Origin of the sequence: Lonsdalea quercina, assembly GCF_900107885.1 — a bacterium.
GTDB classification, from domain to species: domain Bacteria; phylum Pseudomonadota; class Gammaproteobacteria; order Enterobacterales; family Enterobacteriaceae; genus Lonsdalea; species Lonsdalea quercina.
This window is the reverse complement of sequence record NZ_FNQS01000011.1, coordinates 57,120-78,110: the sequence shown is the minus strand read 5'-3', so window position 1 is coordinate 78,110 and position 20,991 is coordinate 57,120. Positions and strand designations below refer to the sequence as shown.

The window sequence follows — 20,991 nt, the reverse complement described above, 5'->3', positions numbered from 1 at the left end:
CTCCTTATTCCAGCCACAGCAGAACGTCGCCCGGATTCACCGGACGGCCCGCCTGGCAGGCTATGCGTTTAACCGTGCCGCTGCGGGGAGCGGCGATCGCTAATTCCATCTTCATCGCCTCGACGATGATGAGCGTCTGTCCGGCTTCGACCTTGTCGCCCGGCTGTACCTGTATTTTCCAGATATTGCCGCTGACGTCGGCGCAGACCGAGAACGCGCTCTCATCCTCCTCGGCTATTTCCTCGAAAGCCGGACCGGCGGCGTTATCTGCTTCTTCCTCTTGCCAAAGCGCCACCTCGCGCGTGAAAGCCTCGGCCTGTCGTTTCCGGAACGCCGCGATGGATGCGGCGTTGTCGGCGAGAAAATGCTGATGCGCCGCGAAGTCGAACACGGTCTCTTCAATACGGATGCGCGCGCGGCCTTCGCGGAAATCGTCGCGCAGCTGCGTTAACGCGTCTTCGGTCACCGGATAAAAACGCACCTGATCGAAGAAACGCAGCAGCCACGGCGCGTCGGCGGCGAACTGATCGTTTTTCAGAAATTTGTTCCAAATGGGCAGGGTGCGGCCGACCAACTGATAGCCGCCGGGTGAATCCATGCCGTAGATGCACATGTACATGCCGCCGATGCCGACGGTGCCCTCATGGGTGAAGGTGCGGGCCGGACTGTATTTAGAACTCAGCAGGCGATGACGGGGATCGATCGGCACCGCGCAGGGCGCGCCGAGATAAACGTCGCCGAGGCCGAGGATCAGGTAGCTGGCGTCGAACAGTACGTCGCGGACGGCGTCGCGATGATCCAACCCGTTGATGCGTTGAATAAAGTCGACGTTGTTCGGCAGCCAGGGCGCGCTGGCGCGCACAGTTTCTCGGTAGCGGTCCACCGCACCGAGCGTGGCGCTGTCTTCAAAGGCCATCGGCAGCCAGACGATGCGCGATGGCACCTTCAACTGCGAGACGTCGCCGAGTCCGGCCTCCAGCTCAAGCAGCAGGGCGATCGCCCGTTGCTGGCTGAGGAGCCTGCCGTCGTAACGCACCTGCAACGAGCGCACGCCGGGTGACAGCTCTTCGATGCCGGGCGTCGCGCGTTCGCGCAGCTGGTTCATCAGCAAATGCACGCGCAGGCGCAGCGCCAGATCCAGCACGTTGTCTCCGTACTCCACCAGCACATAGCCGTCGCCCGCCTGACGATAGGCGACCGCCGGCGTGGTTCGCGTGGCGGGCAGCGCCGCCAGCAGGGTGGCGGAACCCGCCTCGCTCGCCGCCAGCGAGGGCGGCGCAAATGTCGGGACAGGGCAGGCGCGCAGCGTGCTGATGCTTTGCGCCTGCGCCTGCTCCAACGCGACGGCTTCCTCAATGCCGATGGGATGGAAGCGGATGCGATCGCCCGGTTTCACCTGACCGACTTTCCATAGCTCCGCTTTGGCGATGGTCACCGGACAGACGAAACCACCGAGGCTCGGTCCGTCCCGGGTCAGGATCACCGGGAAGTCGCCGGTGAAGTTGACGGCACCGACGGCGTATTCGCAGTCATGCACGTTGGACGGATGCAAGCCCGCCTCGCCGCCGTCGGCGCGCGTCCAGGTGGGCTTGGGACCGACCAAACGTACGCCGAGGCGGTTGGAGTTGTAGTGGACCTGCCACTCGCTGGCGAAGAACTCGTCAATCGCGTCCTGGGTGAAAAAGTCGGGCGCGCCGTGCGGGCCATACAGCACGCCGATGCGCCATTTAGTGCCGTATTGCGGCACCAGCGCGTGATCCAGCGGTTGCGGTTTGCTGACCGGCGCTGGCGTGGCGCAGGCGGCCAGCTGCGGCTGCGAGATCGGCAGCATGTCGGCAATGCGCAGGGGGCGGCCCGCGTGTCCGCCGAACTGGCCAAGGGCGAAGGTGGAACGGCTGCCGAGATACTCCGGCACGTCGATACCGTTGCGGACGGCGAGATAGGTGCGGCAGCCCGACTGCGCGCGGCCGAGGGTTAGGGTCTGTCCCGCGCTGACGTCGATCGGCCGCCAGTAGGCTACCGGCGCGCCGTCCAGTTCCGCCGGGCAATCCGCGCCGGTTAGTGCGATCACGGCGTCGCAGTGAAAGCGCATCGACGGACCCTGCAGGGTGAATTCAAGCCCTGCGGCGGCCTCATGGTTGCCGACGATGCGGTTGGCGAGGCGGAAGGCGAAATCGTCCATCGGGCCGGACGGCGGCACGCCGATATCCCAATAACCGAGACGGCCGGGATAATCCTGCACGGTGCTGAAGGTGCCGGGTTGCAGCACTTCGATCATGGAGGCGGTCGGGGTAAAGCCGTCGAGGAAGCGGGTCCACACTTCGCCGCGGCGGAAAGCGGAGGTCGCGACGATTTGGCGAAGATAGTCAAGGTTGCTGGCAATGCCGTGCAACTGCGTGGCCGCGAGCGCCTGCTGCATTTTCTCCAGCGCCGCGTCGCGCGTGTCGGCGTGGACGATCAGCTTGGCGATCATCGGGTCGTAATGGGCGGAGACCTCGGTCCCGGCATCGATCGCGCTATCGATGCGCACGCCGTCGGGAAAATGAACGTGGGTCAGCACGCCTGGACTCGGCTGGAAGTTTCTCAGCGGGTCCTCCGCGTAGAGGCGCACCTCGATCGCGGTCCCGTGCGGCGCCTGCCGCATCCGCGCCCAGTCGAGCGGGTCGCCCGCCGCGACCCGCAACATGCACTCCACCAGATCGAGGCCGGTCACGCATTCGGTCACCGGATGCTCCACCTGCAAACGGGTGTTCACTTCAAGGAAGTAGAACGCGTCATGTTCGGCGTCGTAGATGTACTCTACCGTCCCGGCGCTGCGGTAATTCACCCGTTCGCCGAGCCGTACTGCGGAATTCAGCAGCGCGTCGCGCGTGGCCTGTGGCAAATGGGGCGCGGGGGTCTCTTCCACCACCTTCTGATTGCGGCGCTGCAACGAACAGTCCCGCTCACCGAGGGCGACGACCTGACCGTGGCCGTCGCCGAAGATCTGGACTTCGACATGGCGCGCGCGGTCGATGCAGCGCTCCAGAAATACGCCCGCATCGCTGAAGAACTGCTCGCCGAGGCGACGCACGCTTTCCCAGGCCTGACGCAACGCCTCCGCGTCGGCGCAGCGCGTCAGGCCGATGCCGCCGCCGCCCGCGGTGCTTTTCAGCATCACCGGATAACCGATACTGTCCGCGGCGCTCAGCGCGTCTTCCTGCGAGTTCAGCAGCGGCGTGCCGGGCGTCATTGGTACGCCGGCGCTCGCCGCCAGCTCACGCGCGCGGTGTTTCAGCCCGAACTCGCCGATTTGTTGAGCGGTCGGGCCGACGAAGACGATGCCCGCTTCTTCGCAGGCGGCGGCGAACGGCAGGCTCTCGGAGAGAAAGCCGTAGCCCGGCCAGATGGCTTCTGCGCTGGTCTCGCGCGCGGCCGCGAGGATTTTGTCGATGCGCAGGTAGCTTTCGGCGGGTTTGTCGCCGCCGAGGGCGATCGCCACATCGGCCTCTTTGACATGTCTGGCGTTGCGATCGGCGTCGGAGTAAACGGCCACGCTGGTGACGCCCAGACGCTTCAGCGTCTTTATGGCGCGGCAGGCGATTTCGCCGCGGTTGGCTATGAGTACCGTGCTGAACATGATTATTCGCTCCTCTGCGTCGCCAGCCAGCTGCGCCAGCCGCCGAATTCGGTAATCTCCAGCGCGTGCTCCAGCGCGGCCGGTTCACAAATAAAACCTTTCACCACGCGGCCGTCGGCCAGCGTGAGCGAGCCGATGCCGAGCGGCGGGGGGATTTCCGCCACGAACTCGCCGAAGCGCGCCAGCGGGATATCCCACAGTTCGACGGCGATGGCGCCGCCGTTGGCGTCGCGCAGCAGCCCCGGCTTCTTGACCGGCCCGTCAAGCAGGGCGAACAGGCGGTACTCGGCGGCGGTTTGCGTCTCTTCGATCAGGACCGCCTGACGCGTGGTGAGCTGATGGTTGAGCGGCATGCCGGTGAGGTGAGCGCCCACTACCGCCACGCGAACGTGTTCGACCGACGGCGGCAGCGCGGCGCGCTCTTCGGGAGAAGCCTTGCCGGTGGCGCCGAGCGGCAGCCCGAGTTGTTGCTGCCAGCGCAGGCCGAACCCGGCCAGCGCGCGATCGTGCCAGGCGGGGGCGATCAGCGTGATGCCCGCGGGCAACCCGTCGTCACGAAATGGGCCGGGCAGCGCCAGCGCGGCGAGATCGGCCAGGTTGGTGAAGTTGGTGTAAGTGCCGAATTGCGAGTTGTAGCGCACCGGCTCCTGCGTGATGTCTTGCAGCGTGCGGATGGTCGGAGAGGTGGGCACCACGAGGGCGTCGAATGGGGCCAGCGCCCGTTGAATACGGCGGGCGAGATCAGCGCGTAAATACTCGGCCTGATAGGCTTCCACCGCGCTGTATTGCCGTCCGCTGTGGATAATGCCGTACACCACCGGATCCATCGCTTCCGGATGGGCCAGCATCTCTCCGACCGCCGCGGTGCGTTCGGCCACCCACGGCCCGGAATAAAGCTGTTCCGCCAACTGATGGAACGGCGTGAAGTCGATCGGATGCAGCGTGGCGCCGCTTTGCGTCAGAAGTTCCAGCGCGTGGTGCCATGCCGCTTCGGCCAGGCGGTCGCCGAAAAAGGTCGGGACGGCGGGAATGGCAAAATCGGGCTGCGCTTTCATCCCCGCCGGCGCGAAGCACGGCGCGCGGCGTGAATAGGCGTCGTCGGCATCGTAACCGCCCGCGATCGTCGCGACGGTAAAAGCGTCTTCGACGGTGAGCGCGAACACGGACACGGTGTCATTGAGGCGGCAGGCCGGTACGACGCCGCGGGCGGAGAGCCAGCCCTTGGTCGGTTTCAGACCCACGATATTGTTGAAGCCGGCGGGTACACGTCCGGACCCGGCGGTATCGGTGCCGAGCGCGAAGCCGACCAGCCCGCGAGCCACCACTGACGCCGAACCGGAGCTGGAGCCGCCGCTGACGTAGTCGGGATTAAAGGGGTTATGCACCGCGCCGAACGGTGAACGCGTGCCGACCAGTCCGGTGGCGTACTGATCGAGATTGGTCTTGCCGATCGCCACCGCGCCTGCGGCTTTCAAGCGTGCGACGACCACGGCGTCGTTTTCGGCGGTGTACGTGAAGGCCGGACAGGCGGCGGTCGTCGGCCAGCCCGCGACGTCGATGTTGTCCTTCACCGCAAAGGGAACGCCGAACAGCGGCAGCGATGCGGGATCGCGCCGGTAGCGCGGCAGCAGCGGTTCGATTTGCTGCCGCAACTGTTGCGGAGTGGCGAGATACAGCCAGGCGTTATCTTGTTTATCGAGCGCTGCGAGGTGTGCTGCCAGCAGCGTTTCGATCCGTTGGGGATCGTGTTGGTAGCAGCGTCGCCATGCCTGAAGCGTCAAACCCAGTGTCGATGTCATGATGAATTCCAACTTGTATACAACATGGAATCCATAAAGCAACTTGCATGCCAATCATCAACATAATGATTTGGCTAATAAAAAATAGTGACACGATTTCCCGGCTCACCCTGTTGATGTTTCATAGTGCAGCCGAAGCACCATGATGGTGGCGGGTATAAGAAAAAGGAATGATGACAACGCGGTCGTGGAGTGGGTGAACCGCGTCTGACGGCAAGCGTCGCCGCGCCGCGGTTGGAACACGTGGCGCGGCGCCTCGACGCTTCATTATCGGGGCCTGTAGGCGCGGTTGCGTATACGTACAGGCGCGATTGATGGCGTGGCTTGCGCGTGGGTTTAAGCCGCGCGTCCGCCGAGATACAGCTCACGCATGCGCGGATCGTTCAAAAGTTCATTCGCCTGGCCGGTGAGCGCGACTTTACCCAGCGCCAGCACATAGGCTCGGTCTGAGATGTGCAGGGCTTCCATCGCATTCTGTTCCACCATCAATATCGCCACGTTCTCTTCCCGGCGAATTGACTGTATGGCGTCGAAGACATCCGCCAGCATCTTGGGCGATAGTCCGGCGGAAGGCTCGTCCAACAGCAGGGTTGCGGGCCGGGGCATCAGGGCGCGCGTCAACGCCAGTATCTGGCGCTCTCCGCCGGAAAGTGCCGACGCCGTCGCGCGCCATTTTTTGCGCAGCAACGGATAGCGTTCGCACAGCGCTTCCATACGTTGTCGGCGCTGTCTGTCCGGCAGAAACTGACCGCCGGTTTGCAAATTTTCCTTGATAGTCAGGTTATTGAATACGTTGTCCGTCTGGGGCACAAAGCCAAGTGAGCACTCACGAACTTTTCTGTGGATCGGGATTCGGCCCACGTCGCGTTCGTCCAGCAGGATCTGTCCGCTGCGGGGCGTCAGATAGCCCGCAATGCATTTCAACAAGGTCGACTTGCCGCAGCCATTGGGGCCGAGCAGCGTGACGATCTCCGCGTTATTCACGTGCAGGGAGATGCCCTGAAGGATGTCGATGCCGGGGGTGTAACCCGCCACGACGTCGTGCAACGTAATCATACGGCCTCCTGCTGTGTTTGGGCGCTGCGGCCCAGATAGGCGTCCAGCACCTGCTGATTATTCGCCAGCTCGTCCGGATGGCAACTGGCGACGATGTGCCCGCGGTCCAGCACGATGCAGCGCTGGCATAGCTCGCGGATAAAGTGCATGTCGTGTTCGATAATCACCAGCGATAGCCCTTCGCGATTCAGACGCAATAGCGTCTCCACAATGTCCCGTCGCAGGTTGGGGTGAACGCCGGCCATCGGCTCGTCCAGCATCAGAATTTGCGGATCGCCCATCAGCGCACAGGCGATGCCCAGCAATTTCTTTTGGCCGCCGGACAGCGCGGCGGCGGGCAGGTCACGAACGGGGTTGAGCAGCAGCGCGTCAATCAGCGCCTGCGCCTTGGCGCTATCTTCCCGTTCGACGCGGCGAGTCGCCGGGAGCGACAGCAGACTGCTCCAGAAACCGTGGTGGCGGGTTCCCGCCGCCATCACCACTTCCATTACCGTCATCTTTTGCGGCATCGCCGGGAGCTGGAACGTCCGTGCGACGCCGGACTGAATGATGCGATGCGTCGGCAGCTTATCAATCCGTTTCCCCGCCACGCGAATGGCGCCGCCGTCTACGGGGGTGAATCCCGAGATCGCATTCAGCAGCGTACTTTTTCCTGACCCGTTCGGCCCGAGTAAACCGAGGATCTCCCCTTGATTTAGAGTGACGCTCACGTCCTCCAGCACGCGGTTGCCGCCGAAGGCCTTGCTGACATTTTCGATCTGCATCAGTGGCGTCATGACGGCATTCTCCTCAATTTTTCGGGCAGCAGTCCGCCGGAACGCCAGAGCAGGCAGGCCAGCAGGATCACGCCGACGGTGCCCAGACGCAGTGCGCCGGTGATATCGGAACCGATTTGGAACAGGTCTTTGGCGAAAGGAATGAAGGTGTACAGGCATTCAACGACCAGAACGCCCAACAGCACGCCCGCGACATTGCCGATGCCGCCGATCATCACCATGCTCCAGATCAGGAAGGTTTCGGAGGGCAGAAGGTAATCGGGGCTGACATAGCTGGTGTAATAGGCCATCAGAATGCCCGCGGCGGTAGCGATTGCCGCGCTGCACATCAGCGTGCGGCATTTCAGCCATTGCAGGTGATAGCCCATGCACGTCGCCAGCTGAGGCTGCTCGCGCATCAGGCGCAGCGCCCGGCCGAAGCGGCTTTGACCCAACCGATGGGTGATCAGCGCGACTAGCGCCACAGCCAACAAGATCACAACGGCGAAAACCATGCCGTCCCCTCGCGTTGAACCGGTCGACCACAACGGGACGATATTGCCCAGCCCTTGCGCGCCGCCGGTTAGATGGTCTTCGTTGATCGCAATCGTGCGAATGATCTCGGCGACGGCCAGCGTGGCGATCCCCCAGTAATCCGCCGCCAGCTGACGGCCCAGCACTGACATGCCTGCGCCAATCAGCATGGAAAGCGCCAGGCCGAATGCGCTGGCTTCGACAAAGGAAAGTCCCAGCCGAGCGCCAATTCCGGCGGAATAAGCGCCGATACCGACAAAGGCGATATGGCCGAAGTTCAGCAGTCCGGCATAGCCGGCCTGAATATTCAGCGCGAGCGCGATCAGGGCATAGATGCCGGTGATGCTAATCAGATGGAGCAGAAACTCAGACACGGCGCACCTCCCGGTTAAACAGTCCGTAAGGACGCAGCAGTAGCGCCAGCAGCAGAATGACGAACGACGCTGCATTGATATAGGTGACGGGAATAAACACCAGTTCGCTGCCGAATAGCCAGCCGAAGTCCAGATTGGTGACCAGCGTTTCGGTGACCGCAATCAGCAGCGCGCCGAAAATAGCCCCCAGCGGATTCCCCAATCCGCCGAGGATGGCGGCGGCCAGAATCGGCAACAGCAGATCGCTGCCCTGATTGACGTAGGCGCTGGAGTTGAGCGCCAGCATGGAGCCGCCGAGGCCTGCCAGCGTACCGGCGATGAAGTTGACGGTATGTACCAGCGCATCGGCGTTCAGGCCCGACGCGGCAGCCAGATCGCGGTTGCTGGCCAGCGCCCGAATGGAACGCCCGAGCGAGGTATAGAACAGCAGCGCGCCGAAGGCGACCAGCAGTGCCAGCGTGACGCCGAGCGTCCACAGCTGGTGACGAGAGACGAAGCTATCGGCCAGCGAAAGCGTTGGACTGAGCGGCAGGTTGTAGCTAACGGGCGACGATCCGGCGATCCCCAGAATCAGGGCGATCAGGATCATCGAGACGGCCAGCGATCCGATCATGGCGCTCGCCGGCCCGGACTGCGCCAGGCGGCGAAAGATCCCATGATGCAGCAGCGTCGCCATCGCGCCGGTCAGCACGCTGGCCAGCAAAATAGCCAGCAGGAACGGACTGCCAATCCCTAGCAGCGCGGCCGTCATGAAGGAACCCACCATGGCATATTGCACGTGCGCCACGTTGGCGAACCGCACCAGCCCGTAGACCAGACTGAGGCCGAGCGCGATGGGCGCCAGGTCCGCGGTGCGAAGCAGAGTATCGAGAATGAACTGAAGCATAGACTCTTCCTGAAAGGGAAACGGGGCGCGAACGCCCACGACCGCTTAGCGCAGTTCCTGAATTCCGTTAACGATTTTGACCTTCTTATAAGGCTGGGTCTGGCGCTGATTGTCGGCGCCCAGATTGAGCGGGCCGGTCACGCCGTCGAAGTGCGGCGCCACGTTCAGCATAGCCACTTGCAATGCTGCCGGGTCGGCGCTGCCTGCCTTGTTGATCGCGGCGGCGGCCAGCGTAATGCTGTCGTAGGCATAGCTGCTGTAGGCGGACTGCGGGGCGGTGCCATAGCGCTGTTTGAACCGGTCGATGTACCCTTGTCCTTGATCGCCAGTACCGGCGACTTCCATCCCTACACGACCTTCGATGTATTCTGCCGGCGTGTTGGCGGTGCTCATGGTCAGATACATGCCGTACCACGGCGTTTTGTTCAGACCTAGCTCATAGGATTCGCGGTTGAGTACCACCGCATCCTGACCGTAGGTGGTGTAGACGTAGGCGTCAGGCTTGACGCGGGAAAGCTGGCTTAGCTCGCGGCGGTAGGAGGATTGGCCGCCAGTGTAGAGCATTTTGGCGGCGACTTTGCCGCCCAGCGCCTGAAAATCTTTACTGAACTGATCCAGCATGCTTTGGCCGTAAGCGCCGTTGGGGGCGACGAATGCCACTTTGCGATAGCCCATCTCATAAACGTCTTTGGCGGAGAATCGCGTCGCCAGATCGGCAAGGCCGATCACGCTGTAGGAGTATTTACCGACGTTGCGCATATCGGTGCTGGAAGAGGTGATGTTGATGTGAACTCGCTGATTTTTTACCAGATATTGTCCGACGGGGATGGTCACGCTGGAGGAAAATTCCCCGGCGACCAGCGGTACGTTGTTGACCTGCGTCAGTTTGCGTACGGCATCAAGCGCGGTGACCGGGCTACCCGCGGAGTCTTCAATCATCACGGCCAGCTTCTGACCGTTGACGCCGCCGTGCGCGTTGACCTCATCCACGGCTAATTCGATTCCCCGGCGCATGTCTTCGCCGATGGTGGCGCTGACGCCAGTCAGTGGCAGAATGGCGCCGACGGTCACATCCGCCTGTGCGGGCAGGGTCGCGCCAAAGAGTGCGCCGCCAAGCAGCGCTGAAGCTAAAAGAGCCTGACGAAAATGCACGGTCATACCTGTTTCTCCTGGTCGGAATCATCAAAAAAGCGGAGCCGTAGCGGGCTTCATCCCTGGCGTTGTTATTAATCGTTGAGAATGCCACCGTCAGGGCGGAAAACCCCGCAATCCGGGGCTTCACCAACTGAATGACAGAGTGAATGATGAAGTGAATACACTTTGCCAGAAACGTTGGAGCAATTGCTATGCCACCCTGGTCAAAAAACGCACTTTAATGGAAACGGCGCGCGTTAATATTTCTCTCGATTGACGACTATTCACAGTAATAACAAGCAATAACGTGATACAGGCGAAGTTGGAAAACGCGACTTTGATTATTTATACGGAATACGAATAGATAATAAATAGATGGAATATAACCGCTGTTTTGTACGAAATTGCTTCAGATTGGTGCATTTGGATTCACCGTTGTGCAAGGTTTTCATTGTTTTATCATTATCGCCTTATTTTCTGATTCTCGTTATAAACAAGGTTGGGATTGTATTTTCATTCTCGGTTTAATGTGTGGATAGAGGTGTATGCACATCGTCGTTGTGTTATGAATTCAGGCGTGTTATCAATTTAATTAAGCTCATTTACGCCGTACTTATATAGGGCGCTCATCCCCCAGAATACGGTAATCATCATTTTAAATCCCGCGCCAACCCCGTGTCGGCTTTCGAGAGGAAATAACGTGCCGGTGAGTTCGAAAACAGTGCGCAGCGCAGACAGTGTGGAAAAAGTCTATGAAGCGGTGAAGGCGCTGGCGATTGATTATCACTTCAAGCCGGGCGAAAGAATTAACGAAGTTGAGCTGGCTGCGCGTCTGGGCGTGTCCCGCACGCCGGTTCGCGAGGCGCTGAATCGTCTGGCGCAGGACGGCTTCATGAGCTTCGTACCTAACCGCGGTTTCTACTCTCGAGACATCACGCCAGAAGGCGTACACGACCTCTATGAGATGCGCGCCATTGTTGAACAGGCCGCATTTCGTCTGGCCTGTCAGCGGGCCAGCGACGAAGAGATTGAACAAACGGCGGCAATTTGGGAGGAGAGTTGCCGGGCGCTTCCAGACCCGGAAACCATTTCGGATTGGACGAAAGTGGCGGAGGACGACGAGGCTTTTCATCTGGCCATCGCCCGCATAACGCGGAATAGTCGACTGTACGAAACGCTGGAGAGTCTGAACTCCCTGATTCGTTTTTTCCGCCGAATCGATCTGGAAACACCCAGCCGTCGTAATAATGCGTACGATGAACATATCGATATTATCGATGCAATGCGTCAGCGTGATATCGAACGCGGTGCGGCGTTAATGGAAAAACATGTTTCGCTCAGCGCCGATCATGCTATTGCCGTGACAAAAGAAGGGCTGGCGCGTATTTATTTCGGCAAACGAGACCGTCTTAAATAACCCATCTGGGGGCATTCTGAATAACGCTTCCTGGATGCTCATAGGTGGAAAAAATAAATCGTTGCGCTCTTTTTCTTTATTCCATCGCATCACTGAAATAGCGATTGAGAGTAAAGCAAAGGTTTTTTTTGCGTTATTGACGGCCAGTGTCTCTGACGCTCGGATCTCTCTGTCGATAATGCGGCGTGCCGCAGGTAGGGAGATCGCGTCAAGAAAACGCCGCTGGCTAAACCATCAAATGACCGCACGAAGACGCCACGTTATCGGCCGTTAGACGACGATGATGAAATTTTGTGTTTATTTTCGCGTGCAATGTCTGCGGTCGGATGAGGAGATTGGGCGCCGCCGTAGGTCATGCTCCCAGTCATCAAATAGAATTAGTTACGTCATTTCAGGGGAATATCATGAGTCAAATTCACTTTATCGGGGCAGGGCAAATGGCGGAGGCCATTATTCGGGCGGCGTTGAACAGCGGTAAGCTGGCGCACGATGCCGTGACGCTGGAAGATATCGACGCCTCACGAATTTCGACACTCACGGAGCGTTATCAGCTGACGTCGGCTCTGAGCGAGGATGCCGCGCTGAAAAACGCCGACTACATTGTGATGGGCGTTCGACCGCAGGATGACATCGCGGCGGTGTCTGCCCGCATCCGTCAGCATGCGGCCCCCGAGGCGACGGTGGTCTCCATCATCGCGGGCGTCACGCTAGCGACGCTGACCGAACAGCTGGGCGAAACGCGTCCCATCGCGCGCGTCATCCCGAACACGTTAACCGATACCGGATATGGCTACAGCGGCGCGGTGCTGAATGATCGGGTAGAAGAGGCGCCGTTGCGGGCGTTTTTGGAAAGTTTCGGCAAGGTCATGGTACTGGAGGAGCGGCTGCTGGATATTTTTACCGGCTTTGGTGTCGCTGGCCCCAACTACGTCTACTATTTCATCGAGTCGCTGGTGGATGCTGGCGTTTTGGCCGGGCTACCGCGGCAACAGGCGACGCAGGTCGCCTATGAGAATCTGGTCGGCGCGGTCGCGATGCTCAATATCAGCGGCAAACATCCGCGACAGCTGCTGGACATCAATAATTCGCCAGCGGGCGTCGGTATGCATGGCCTGTATGAGTTGAACAATAGTGACTTCGCCGCCGGACTGCAACGCAGCGTGCTGGCGGCGGTCAAACGCACCACCGAACTGGCGAAATCCTAAGCCGCGCGCATCTCGTCGCGGCGAGATGCGCGAACCAATGCCTGCATACCGCGCCGAAGAAGCTCTGCGCCGCGGTATCCCGTCCCGCCCATCGCCACCTATCGTTATTATGCAAGGTATCGCTTATTGATTCGATAATGACAACGCATTAGCCCGCCGCCGCGCATTTCTGTACTTTAACCCCATACCAACACGCATGAGGATAAAGTGATGTCAGTAATTAACACCAAAGTTAAACCATTCAAAAACACGGCTTTCAAGAACGGTGAATTCATCGAAGTTACCGAAAAAGACATTGAAGGTAAGTGGAGTGTGTTCTTCTTTTACCCGGCTGACTTTACGTTTGTCTGCCCGACCGAATTGGGCGACGTGGCTGACTACTACGATGAATTCCAGGAGCGTGGCGTAGAAATCTACTCTGTGTCTACCGATACCCACTTTACGCACAAAGCATGGCACGGCAGCTCAGATACCATCGGCAAGATCAAATACACCATGATCGGCGACCCGACAGGCCAGCTGAGCCGTAACTTCGAAAACCTGCGTGAAGCCGAAGGCCTGGCAGACCGTGGTACCTTCATCGTTGACCCGCAGGGCATTATCCAGGCGGTTGAGATCACCGCTGAAGGCATCGGCCGTGACGCTTCCGACCTGCTGCGCAAAGTGAAAGCCGCTCAGTACGTTGCCGCTCACCCAGGTGAAGTTTGCCCGGCAAAATGGAAAGAAGGTGAAGCGACTCTGGCTCCATCTCTGGACCTGGTCGGCAAAATCTAAGCCTGCTTTCGCTAATCATCTATTGATACTTTTATCGGGTGCATAGCACCCGATTTTTTTCGCACTGAGGGATAATCAATGCTCGACAACACAATGAAAGTCCAGTTGAAAGCCTACCTGGAAAAATTAACCAAACCTGTTGAGTTAGTCGCGACGCTGGATGACTCAGCAAAATCTTCTGAAGTCAGAGAATTGCTGACTGAGATCGCAGGATTATCTGAACAGGTCAGTTTCACCGAAAACAATGACCTGCCAGTGCGTAAGCCCTCTTTCCTGATCACCAATCCGGGTTCTCAGAGCGGTCCGCGTTTCGCCGGTGTCCCGATGGGCCACGAATTTACTTCGTTGGTGCTGGCACTGTTGCAGGTCGGCGGACACCCGTCTAAAGAATCTCAGGAATTGCTCGACCAGATTCGTGGTCTGGACGGCGAGTTCCATTTTGAAACTTACTACTCGCTGTCGTGTCACAACTGCCCCGACGTCGTTCAGGCGCTGAATCTGATGTCAGTGCTGAACCCGAACATCACCCACAGCGCGATTGATGGCGGTGTGTTCCAGGACGAAATCGAAAGCCGAAACGTCATGGGCGTGCCAACCGTGTTCCTGAATGGCGAACACTTCAGCCAGGGTCGTATGACGCTGAGCGAAATCGTCAACAAGATCGATACCGGCGCCAGCGCCAAGCAGGTTGAACAGCTGAATCAGCGTTCGGTCTACGACGTCCTGATCATCGGCAGCGGTCCTGCCGGGGCGGCGTCTGCGGTTTACTCTGCGCGTAAAGGCATCCGTACCGGCCTGATGGGCGAACGTTTCGGCGGCCAGATTCTGGATACCGTCGACATTGAAAACTACATCTCCGTGCCGAAAACAGAGGGCGCCAAGCTGGCGACCGCGCTGAAGAGCCACGTAGACGATTACGATGTGGACGTGATCGACGCGCAGACCGCTACGGCGCTGATCCCAGCCGCTGAACCGGGCATGCCGCACCAGATTGAAACCGCCTCCGGCGCGGTATTGAAGTCCCGCACGGTCATCATTTCTACCGGCGCACGCTGGAGAAACATGAATGTGCCAGGTGAAGACCAGTACCGTACCCGAGGGGTCACCTATTGCCCGCACTGCGACGGCCCTCTGTTTAAAGGCAAGCACGTCGCAGTCATCGGCGGCGGTAACTCTGGCGTCGAAGCGGCCATCGACCTCGCTGGCGTGGTAAAACACGTCACGCTGCTGGAGTTTGCTCCAGAGCTGAAAGCCGACTCCGTGCTGCAAGATAAAGTCCGCAGCCTGCCGAACGTCGACATTATTGTTAATGCGCAGACGACGGAAGTGAAAGGCGACGGCCAGAAAGTGACCGGACTGTCTTATAAAGATCGCGTCAGCGAAACTGAGCACGAGCTGGCGTTGGAAGGGATCTTTGTGCAAATCGGTCTGCTGCCGAACACCCAATGGCTGGAAGGGACGGTGGCTAGAAACCGTATCGGCGAAATCGAGATCGACGCGAAATGCGAAACGAGCGTTAAAGGCATCTTCGCGGCTGGCGATTGCACCACGGTGCCGTACAAGCAGATCATCATTGCCACCGGCGAAGGGGCGAAAGCTTCGCTGAGCGCGTTTGATTATCTGATCAGAACGCAGTCGGCATAACTGCCGATACGGCGCTGGGGCGCCGTGAAAATATCTCTCTTGTTGTGTCTGTGTCTGGAAAACCGCTCGGCTTTTGCTGAGCGGTTGTTTTTCGTCTATCTCCCACGTGCGATGAAAGGGTCAACCGCGAACGTATTGTGGCTTCACGCGTCTGGATAGGGTAGGCGAATTCTTCGCCCAATATCTGTGTCATGGCTTTGATATTCATCCTGATCCTTGGCTCCACAAATCCGGTCTGTAAAAACGCCTACAGGCCTTTTCAGGCGTTTTGACCTGTAATAAATCTGCTCTCACGCCTTGAACGCATTTAGGCGAGTTTGAGGCGCGAGGAGGTATTGTTTCGACCTGAATAAGCCGTTATGCGATGAAAGGTCACCATCTTGTTATTCCTACACGGTGAAATGCAGAATGACGAGGGGATCGGGTAGGAAACGGGAAAAAATGTACGAGGATCGAGGCGGGCTTGAATTTGCCCGGCAGCAACGGCGCCTCGGCCTCCTGACAGGTGTCGGCGTGTTGATAAAGCCTCTTAACACGAGCGCTTTCACACGCCGTAGGGGGGAGCGCCCTCAACGAGTTTGTTCATCGAGCTTGAGGGGGATACTTTTCATTGCTCCTTTTTCTTCTATTGGCTCGCCTTTGTAATAACTAAGTCGCTATTTAAAAAATGACTCACCTCTACTGTTATTTTTTAAAAATCCAGCGGATAGAATAAATAATATTTTCAAGTACTATTTTTTATAGGTTTTTGGGATATGCATGGTTTTTTGGACATCAAATAATGTAATTTTTTACCAATTTAACCTATTAGTGTCAGCAGAGTGTAAATGTGATAATAATTCCACAAAATAACGATTTAAGGACTAAAGTTTTATAAGATAAAACCGTTAATATATATTCGCCAATACAACTAGGGAATTCACTATGAAACATAATTATTCTTTTTTGAAAATCGCATTACCCATTATCTTTACCATGATTCTTCCGAAAGCATTTGCCGCATCCGGCGTTATTCATTTTACCGGAGCGTTTGTTGAGTCTCCTTGTGATGTGACTCCAAATGCCCAGCACATCGCGGTTAGCTGCTTTCGTAACGGAAAAAGCCAGGCAATTCAGGTAAATAACCAATCACAGTCCAATATTTTGCCTCAGAATATTGGTTCTGTAAAAACGATAACGCTTCAGCCGGGCGTGAAGTCTATGGTCATTAATTACAACTGATTTGTTGAGTTAAAAAATCGGATGCCTACTGGCTATTTTAATAATAAAAATCTTACTCTAATAATAAAACTGTCAGGGACGACATTTATCCCCTATTAATCATCATGTTCCAATTTTAGTTATTAAAACCCCTCATCTAAATAACCTAAAACCTGCTATTTTATTCATTACATCGCACGCAAATTATTACCATTGATAATTAAACTTTGACCGCCGCAGCTCACGGTGAAACTGAGATGCGTGACGGTTTTTTTTTCATAAACTCATCACAGCGACGTTCTGCCGGTTAATTCATGCCGGCCTCCCTTCTTCTTATCCTCACTTCTCCTTCATCGGGACGTCCCCGGAGAGGCGTTGCGTTGCGATGGTACGGTGAGACCGGTCGAGACCTTGTCGTCTTGTCTCGTTAAGGCGCTCTCTCGCTAAGCGGTCATGGCTGACGACGACGGGGTGTTGAATCGTCGGTTGCCACAGCTTTTGGCATGGGAAAGACACAACGCTTTTCTATGACAGGTTATTCGACCCAGCGACAAGAAAAAGATAGTTAAAGTGAATCTATTTTCTCTCTGTCTCCTGCTTAAATAACATGCTTATTTTCACCTTATTCATTCTAATGAAAGATTGTTATTTTATGGGAATATATTACCTATAAACTCTGTTTATTAGCTTCCTTATTTTTTTATAAAATGATTTATTTTTGGTAATTTATTTTGATTGGTCTTATTTGGCGCGCCGGTATATTAAATTATTTCGTCACGACTAGCGCGAAATTAAAAATAGTATTGTATATTATTAAAATATAACCGTTACATTACGGATTAAAAACAATAATTTTATTGACATTTTTTCACACATAGCGAGGAGAGAACTATGGCAACTGAGAGTGAGGTTGTGATTTATAATGGCTATAAAATCCATGTCGACAAAAACATATACGACCCTGAACTAAAAACGGCCATCTTTATAAATGGGGCTTTAGCCACATCGTCTTCATTTCTTATTTGGGTAAAACACCTAAAAGGAAAGGTAAATACGATTCTTTTCGATTTCCCTTTTGCGGGTAAATCCAAGCCGTTGAATGACTCATTGGATATCATCACGAAAGAACAGGAAGTGGATATCATCAACTTCCTGATAAGACGTTATCGGCCTGAGATCATCATGTCCGTTTCCTGGGGCGGGTTGGGGGCGCTGATGGCTGCCTCGCAAAACAACGACATCCTGGAGATGGCGGTTATCGGGGCCTTCTCCATGACAATCAATGAAAAAATGGAACGCTATATTCTCAAAGCCCGTGACTATGTTTATCAGAAAGAGTTCGAAGCAGTCGCTAACCTGTTAAACAATGAGGTGGGAAAATACCTGCCGAGATTATTTAAGAGAACTAATTTTAATCACGTGGCTCATCTGGATGAGCATGAATATCGTCAGGCTTGTTTTCATCTTGAACAAATTTTGACGTTGAGGGATTATGATTATGAAAAATTTATTAGCAAGATATCCATTCCAGTCATATTTATTAATGGTGAAAAGGATGAATACACGACTTCTAAAGAGGTAAAAAATCTCGGTCGTTATCTTGATGATGCTCGATTCTATACGTTGAAGGATGCCGGTCATTTTCTTGACCTGGAGAGTAAAGCGGCTTCTTTGGGGGTGAAATCGATATTCGAAGAGATTTTTATTAACCAACAGGAGTGTGTATGAATTTGTTTTTGGCGACCCTTGGATCGTCCGGCGATGTATTTCCTTTTATTATAATTGGTGAGCACATGGCCAAACGTGGCCATAAGGTCTTTTTGTGTACTAACCCTTATTTTAAATGTTTGGCCGAGTCTCGCGGGCTGGAATTTATCAGCGTGGGTTCAGCGCAGGAATATATTGCTGGGGTACATTCAAGAGCGCTGTGGGACAGTGAAACGGCATTGGATACTCTGTGCCGCTATATGTTGAAACAGCAGGATGAGATGTACCAGCAGTTGGAGCGCGTTGTAGACGGCTCCTCGGTGCTGCTGACGTCGCTCTGGTCTTTTTCCGCCAAAACGTTGGGAGAGCGGAAAGGCTGCTGCACTCTTCCGGTACGTGTGGGGCCATCGACGTTTTTGTCGTGCTACAACCTGCCTCAGCATGGAAAACTGGCGCTGGCGAACACGCTTCCGATGACGCTGCGCAAAGGAATAGTGTCACTGTTTGAAAAACAGGTGCTCGATAAACGGTTCTGCGCCGAGGTCAACACGCTGAGATCGCGCGTGGGTCTGGCGCCCGTCAAACGGATCCTGTCGCAGTGGGTGCATACGTCTGCCGATGGTTTGATCTGCCTGTTTCCCGAGTGGTTCGCCCATCCGCAGCCAGACTGGCCGCGCAATGCCAACCTTGTGGGGCTGCCCTTGTTTGAAGCTGAGAATGCGCCCGTCGACGAAGAACTGGGCCGCTTCCTTGAACGTGAAACGGTGTTGTTCTCTCCCGGCTGGTCGCTGCAGTTCGATGAATATTTCTTTAATGCCATTGTCGCCGAAGTCACACGTCAGCGGCGGCAGTGTCTGGTCGTCGGGGTGAATCCGGAGGATGTCCCCGTACGGCCGGGCGTTTTAGTCAAAAAGGAGGTCGATCTGGCGGCCTGCCTGCGTCACTGCGTGGCTGCGGTACACCACGGCGGCATCGGCACTATCTCGCACTGCTTCTACCAAAGTGTGCCACAGTTGATTTTCCCTAGCGCGTTCGATCAATTTGATAATGCTTACCGGGTTGAACAGCTAGGTTGCGGCATTCAGGCCAAGAGCCGCCTGCCGGAGAAATTTTCAGACGCCCTCGATCGGGTGATGACCGATGAAAACATGCGTGAGCGATGCCGCCGTATTCAGGAGAAATACGGCGACAAAAATCACTGTTTGGAGAATGTCAGGCACGCGCTGGAGCAGGCGCACCAGCGCCATGCCTCCTGCCCCGGCAGCGTCGCTTACAGATGACCGGACAAACGCTGATGCATGTGGGTGCTGTGGGCATCCAGCCCGACGATCGACACGCGGGTGCTGTAGCGCCGATAGCGATTTTCGATGGCGTCCAAAGCGGCCACGCTGGACGCGTCCCAGATCTGGGCGAGAGTGAGATCGATGGTCACCTGCTGCGGATCTTCGGCATACTGAAAATGTTCGAACAGATCGTTGCTGCTGCCGAAAAACAGTGGGCCTTTCACGCGATAACACACTGACTTTCCGTCTGCGCTGAGTTCCCGCTCGGCATCGATGACGTGAGCGACGCGCCGGGCGAACAGCAGAATGGCGAAGATGACGCCGCCCGCGACGCCGATCGCCAGATTGCCGGTCCACACGGTGGCAATGACGGTGATGACCATAATCAGGGTTTCAGACAGGGGCATCCTCCTCAGCGTCGCGGGCTGCAAACTGTGCCAGTTAACCGTTTTCAACGCGACGATCATCATGATACCGGCCAGCGCTACCATCGGGATTTGCGCCATGATATGGCTTAGACTCGTCACAAGAATGAGCAAAACTAACCCTGCCGCCACGGTGGAAACCCGGCTACGGGCTTTACCCATTTCGACGTTGACGACCGTTTGACCGATCATCGCGCAGCCTGCAATGCCGCCGTAAAAGCCTGCAAAGATATTGCCGATGCCCAGCCCCCAGCATTCGCGCTGTTTGCTGGAGTGCGTATCGGTCATGTCGTCCACCATTTTGGCCGTTAGCAGCGACTCCATCAGCCCGACAAACGCCACGCTGAGCGCCGTCGGCCAGATAATGGACAGCGTTTCCAGATTGAGCGGCTGGGTCAGTTGGGTGAACCCTGGCAGTCCGGCCTGCATCGGCCCCGCATCGCCGACGGTCGGGACGTGCAGGCCGAGCATCAGCGCGGCGGCGGTGATGACCACAATCGCAATCAGCGGCGACGGCACGCTTTTGAGCAAATAAGGCAGCAGGATGACAATCGTGATTGTCGCCACAAACAGCAGCCAGACGGCAGGCGACTGGCCCAGGACGTGCGGCACCTGCGCGGCAAAAATCAGTATCCCCAGCGCGTTGACGAAGCCGAGCATCACCGAGCGCGGAATATAGCGCATCATGCGCGATAGGCCGACCAGGCCGAACACTATCTGAATGATGCCCGCCAGAATGACGGCGGGAAGGATATAACCCACGCCGTGAGCATGCACCATCGGGCCGATGACCAGCGCGACCGAACCGGCGGCGGCGGTCACCATCGCAGGGCGGCCGCCTAGCACGGAGAGAGTGAGGCACAGCACGACGGAGGCGATGAGACTCACTTTCGGGTCCACGCCGGCGATAACGGAAAACGAGATGACCTCGGGAATGAGCGCGAGTGCGGTGATGACTCCGGCCAGACATTCACGGATGAGTGCTGAGGGGGAACGAAATACCGCGGCCACGGAAGCGGGTCCGGCCGGGGTTTTTACTGCGGTATCGGAAGATGGCGTCATAGCGTTTTTTTTTGTGGTTAAGGGGAGCAACGAGTCAGCGGTAGTGAAAAGCATAATTTATCGCCGGGATAAATGATATCGCGTTGGGGAAGGAAAAAGACGGCGGGGGGAGCGCCC

General features: G+C 56.8%; 15 protein-coding genes. 7 read left to right on the top strand and 8 right to left on the bottom strand.

What is annotated here, in order from left to right; all coding sequences use genetic code 11:
• Positions 1–4 precede the first annotated feature (4 nt).
• The 7 genes from uca to BLU64_RS14225 form a co-directional block, all read right to left on the bottom strand.
• Positions 5–3,619, bottom strand: a complete 3,615-nt coding sequence (gene uca / locus BLU64_RS14255; protein WP_074729136.1) for an urea carboxylase — start codon at positions 3,617–3,619, stop codon at positions 5–7.
• 2 nt (positions 3,620–3,621) lie between these two features.
• Positions 3,622–5,418 (bottom strand): allophanate hydrolase, encoded by a 1,797-nt coding sequence (atzF, locus tag BLU64_RS14250; protein ID WP_074729134.1) that lies wholly within the window; start codon positions 5,416–5,418, stop codon positions 3,622–3,624.
• 336 nt (positions 5,419–5,754) lie between these two features.
• Entirely contained in the window at positions 5,755–6,474 is a 720-nt protein-coding gene (locus BLU64_RS14245; protein WP_026742007.1) for an ABC transporter ATP-binding protein, read from the bottom strand.
• Entirely contained in the window at positions 6,471–7,250 is a 780-nt protein-coding gene (locus BLU64_RS14240) for an ABC transporter ATP-binding protein (protein ID WP_074729133.1), read from the bottom strand. Before BLU64_RS14240 ends, BLU64_RS14245 begins: the two co-directional genes overlap by 4 nt.
• Positions 7,247–8,137, bottom strand: a complete 891-nt coding sequence (locus BLU64_RS14235) for a branched-chain amino acid ABC transporter permease (RefSeq protein ID WP_026742009.1) — start codon at positions 8,135–8,137, stop codon at positions 7,247–7,249. Before BLU64_RS14235 ends, BLU64_RS14240 begins: the two co-directional genes overlap by 4 nt.
• A complete protein-coding gene (locus tag BLU64_RS14230) occupies positions 8,130–9,023 on the bottom strand; it encodes a branched-chain amino acid ABC transporter permease (RefSeq protein WP_026742010.1) in 894 nt (297 codons plus the stop codon). Before BLU64_RS14230 ends, BLU64_RS14235 begins: the two co-directional genes overlap by 8 nt.
• A gap of 45 nt (positions 9,024–9,068) precedes the next feature.
• Positions 9,069–10,181: an ABC transporter substrate-binding protein gene (locus BLU64_RS14225; protein WP_026742011.1), complete on the bottom strand. Its 1,113-nt coding sequence runs from the start codon at positions 10,179–10,181 to the stop codon at positions 9,069–9,071.
• 682 nt (positions 10,182–10,863) lie between these two features.
• Between BLU64_RS14225 and BLU64_RS14220 the strand changes: the two genes are divergently transcribed.
• The 7 genes from BLU64_RS14220 to BLU64_RS14190 all read left to right on the top strand — a co-directional run bounded on the left by BLU64_RS14220 (position 10,864) and on the right by BLU64_RS14190 (position 19,384).
• Positions 10,864–11,574, top strand: a complete 711-nt coding sequence (locus tag BLU64_RS14220; protein WP_235195075.1) for a GntR family transcriptional regulator — start codon at positions 10,864–10,866, stop codon at positions 11,572–11,574.
• A 404-nt stretch (positions 11,575–11,978) separates the two neighbouring features.
• Complete coding sequence (locus BLU64_RS14215; protein ID WP_026742013.1) at positions 11,979–12,779, top strand: pyrroline-5-carboxylate reductase family protein; 801 nt, start codon at positions 11,979–11,981, stop codon at positions 12,777–12,779.
• A gap of 210 nt (positions 12,780–12,989) precedes the next feature.
• Positions 12,990–13,553: an alkyl hydroperoxide reductase subunit C gene (ahpC, locus tag BLU64_RS14210; RefSeq protein WP_026742014.1), complete on the top strand. Its 564-nt coding sequence runs from the start codon at positions 12,990–12,992 to the stop codon at positions 13,551–13,553.
• A gap of 78 nt (positions 13,554–13,631) precedes the next feature.
• Positions 13,632–15,197, top strand: coding sequence for an alkyl hydroperoxide reductase subunit F (gene ahpF, locus BLU64_RS14205; protein WP_074729131.1), 1,566 nt, complete (start codon positions 13,632–13,634; stop codon positions 15,195–15,197).
• 924 nt (positions 15,198–16,121) lie between these two features.
• Positions 16,122–16,418, top strand: a complete 297-nt coding sequence (locus tag BLU64_RS14200; RefSeq protein WP_051625455.1) for a fimbrial protein — start codon at positions 16,122–16,124, stop codon at positions 16,416–16,418.
• A gap of 870 nt (positions 16,419–17,288) precedes the next feature.
• On the top strand, positions 17,289–18,125 hold the full coding sequence (locus BLU64_RS14195; RefSeq protein ID WP_074729129.1) for an alpha/beta fold hydrolase: 837 nt from the start codon (positions 17,289–17,291) through the stop codon (positions 18,123–18,125).
• Positions 18,122–19,384, top strand: coding sequence for a glycosyltransferase (locus BLU64_RS14190; RefSeq protein ID WP_026742017.1), 1,263 nt, complete (start codon positions 18,122–18,124; stop codon positions 19,382–19,384). The genes BLU64_RS14195 and BLU64_RS14190 overlap by 4 nt, the downstream gene beginning before the upstream one ends.
• On the opposite strand, the gene BLU64_RS14185 is transcribed toward BLU64_RS14190, so the two are convergent.
• Entirely contained in the window at positions 19,375–20,874 is a 1,500-nt protein-coding gene (locus tag BLU64_RS14185) for a SulP family inorganic anion transporter (RefSeq protein ID WP_074729179.1), read from the bottom strand. The genes BLU64_RS14190 and BLU64_RS14185 overlap by 10 nt on opposite strands.
• Positions 20,875–20,991: the final 117 nt, after the last annotated feature.

Coding starts and splice junctions, on each gene's coding strand:
- BLU64_RS14245 (WP_026742007.1), bottom strand. CDS start 6,474: ATGATTACGTTGCACGACGTCGTGGCGGGTTACACCCCCGGCATCGAC.
- BLU64_RS14230 (WP_026742010.1), bottom strand. CDS start 9,023: ATGCTTCAGTTCATTCTCGATACTCTGCTTCGCACCGCGGACCTGGCG.
- BLU64_RS14190 (WP_026742017.1), top strand. CDS start 18,122: ATGAATTTGTTTTTGGCGACCCTTGGATCGTCCGGCGATGTATTTCCT.
- BLU64_RS14185 (WP_074729179.1), bottom strand. CDS start 20,874: ATGACGCCATCTTCCGATACCGCAGTAAAAACCCCGGCCGGACCCGCT.
- ahpC (WP_026742014.1), top strand. CDS start 12,990: ATGTCAGTAATTAACACCAAAGTTAAACCATTCAAAAACACGGCTTTC.
- uca (WP_074729136.1), bottom strand. CDS start 3,619: ATGTTCAGCACGGTACTCATAGCCAACCGCGGCGAAATCGCCTGCCGC.
- BLU64_RS14215 (WP_026742013.1), top strand. CDS start 11,979: ATGAGTCAAATTCACTTTATCGGGGCAGGGCAAATGGCGGAGGCCATT.
- BLU64_RS14195 (WP_074729129.1), top strand. CDS start 17,289: ATGGCAACTGAGAGTGAGGTTGTGATTTATAATGGCTATAAAATCCAT.
- BLU64_RS14200 (WP_051625455.1), top strand. CDS start 16,122: ATGAAACATAATTATTCTTTTTTGAAAATCGCATTACCCATTATCTTT.
- BLU64_RS14225 (WP_026742011.1), bottom strand. CDS start 10,181: ATGACCGTGCATTTTCGTCAGGCTCTTTTAGCTTCAGCGCTGCTTGGC.
- atzF (WP_074729134.1), bottom strand. CDS start 5,418: ATGACATCGACACTGGGTTTGACGCTTCAGGCATGGCGACGCTGCTAC.
- BLU64_RS14240 (WP_074729133.1), bottom strand. CDS start 7,250: ATGACGCCACTGATGCAGATCGAAAATGTCAGCAAGGCCTTCGGCGGC.
- ahpF (WP_074729131.1), top strand. CDS start 13,632: ATGCTCGACAACACAATGAAAGTCCAGTTGAAAGCCTACCTGGAAAAA.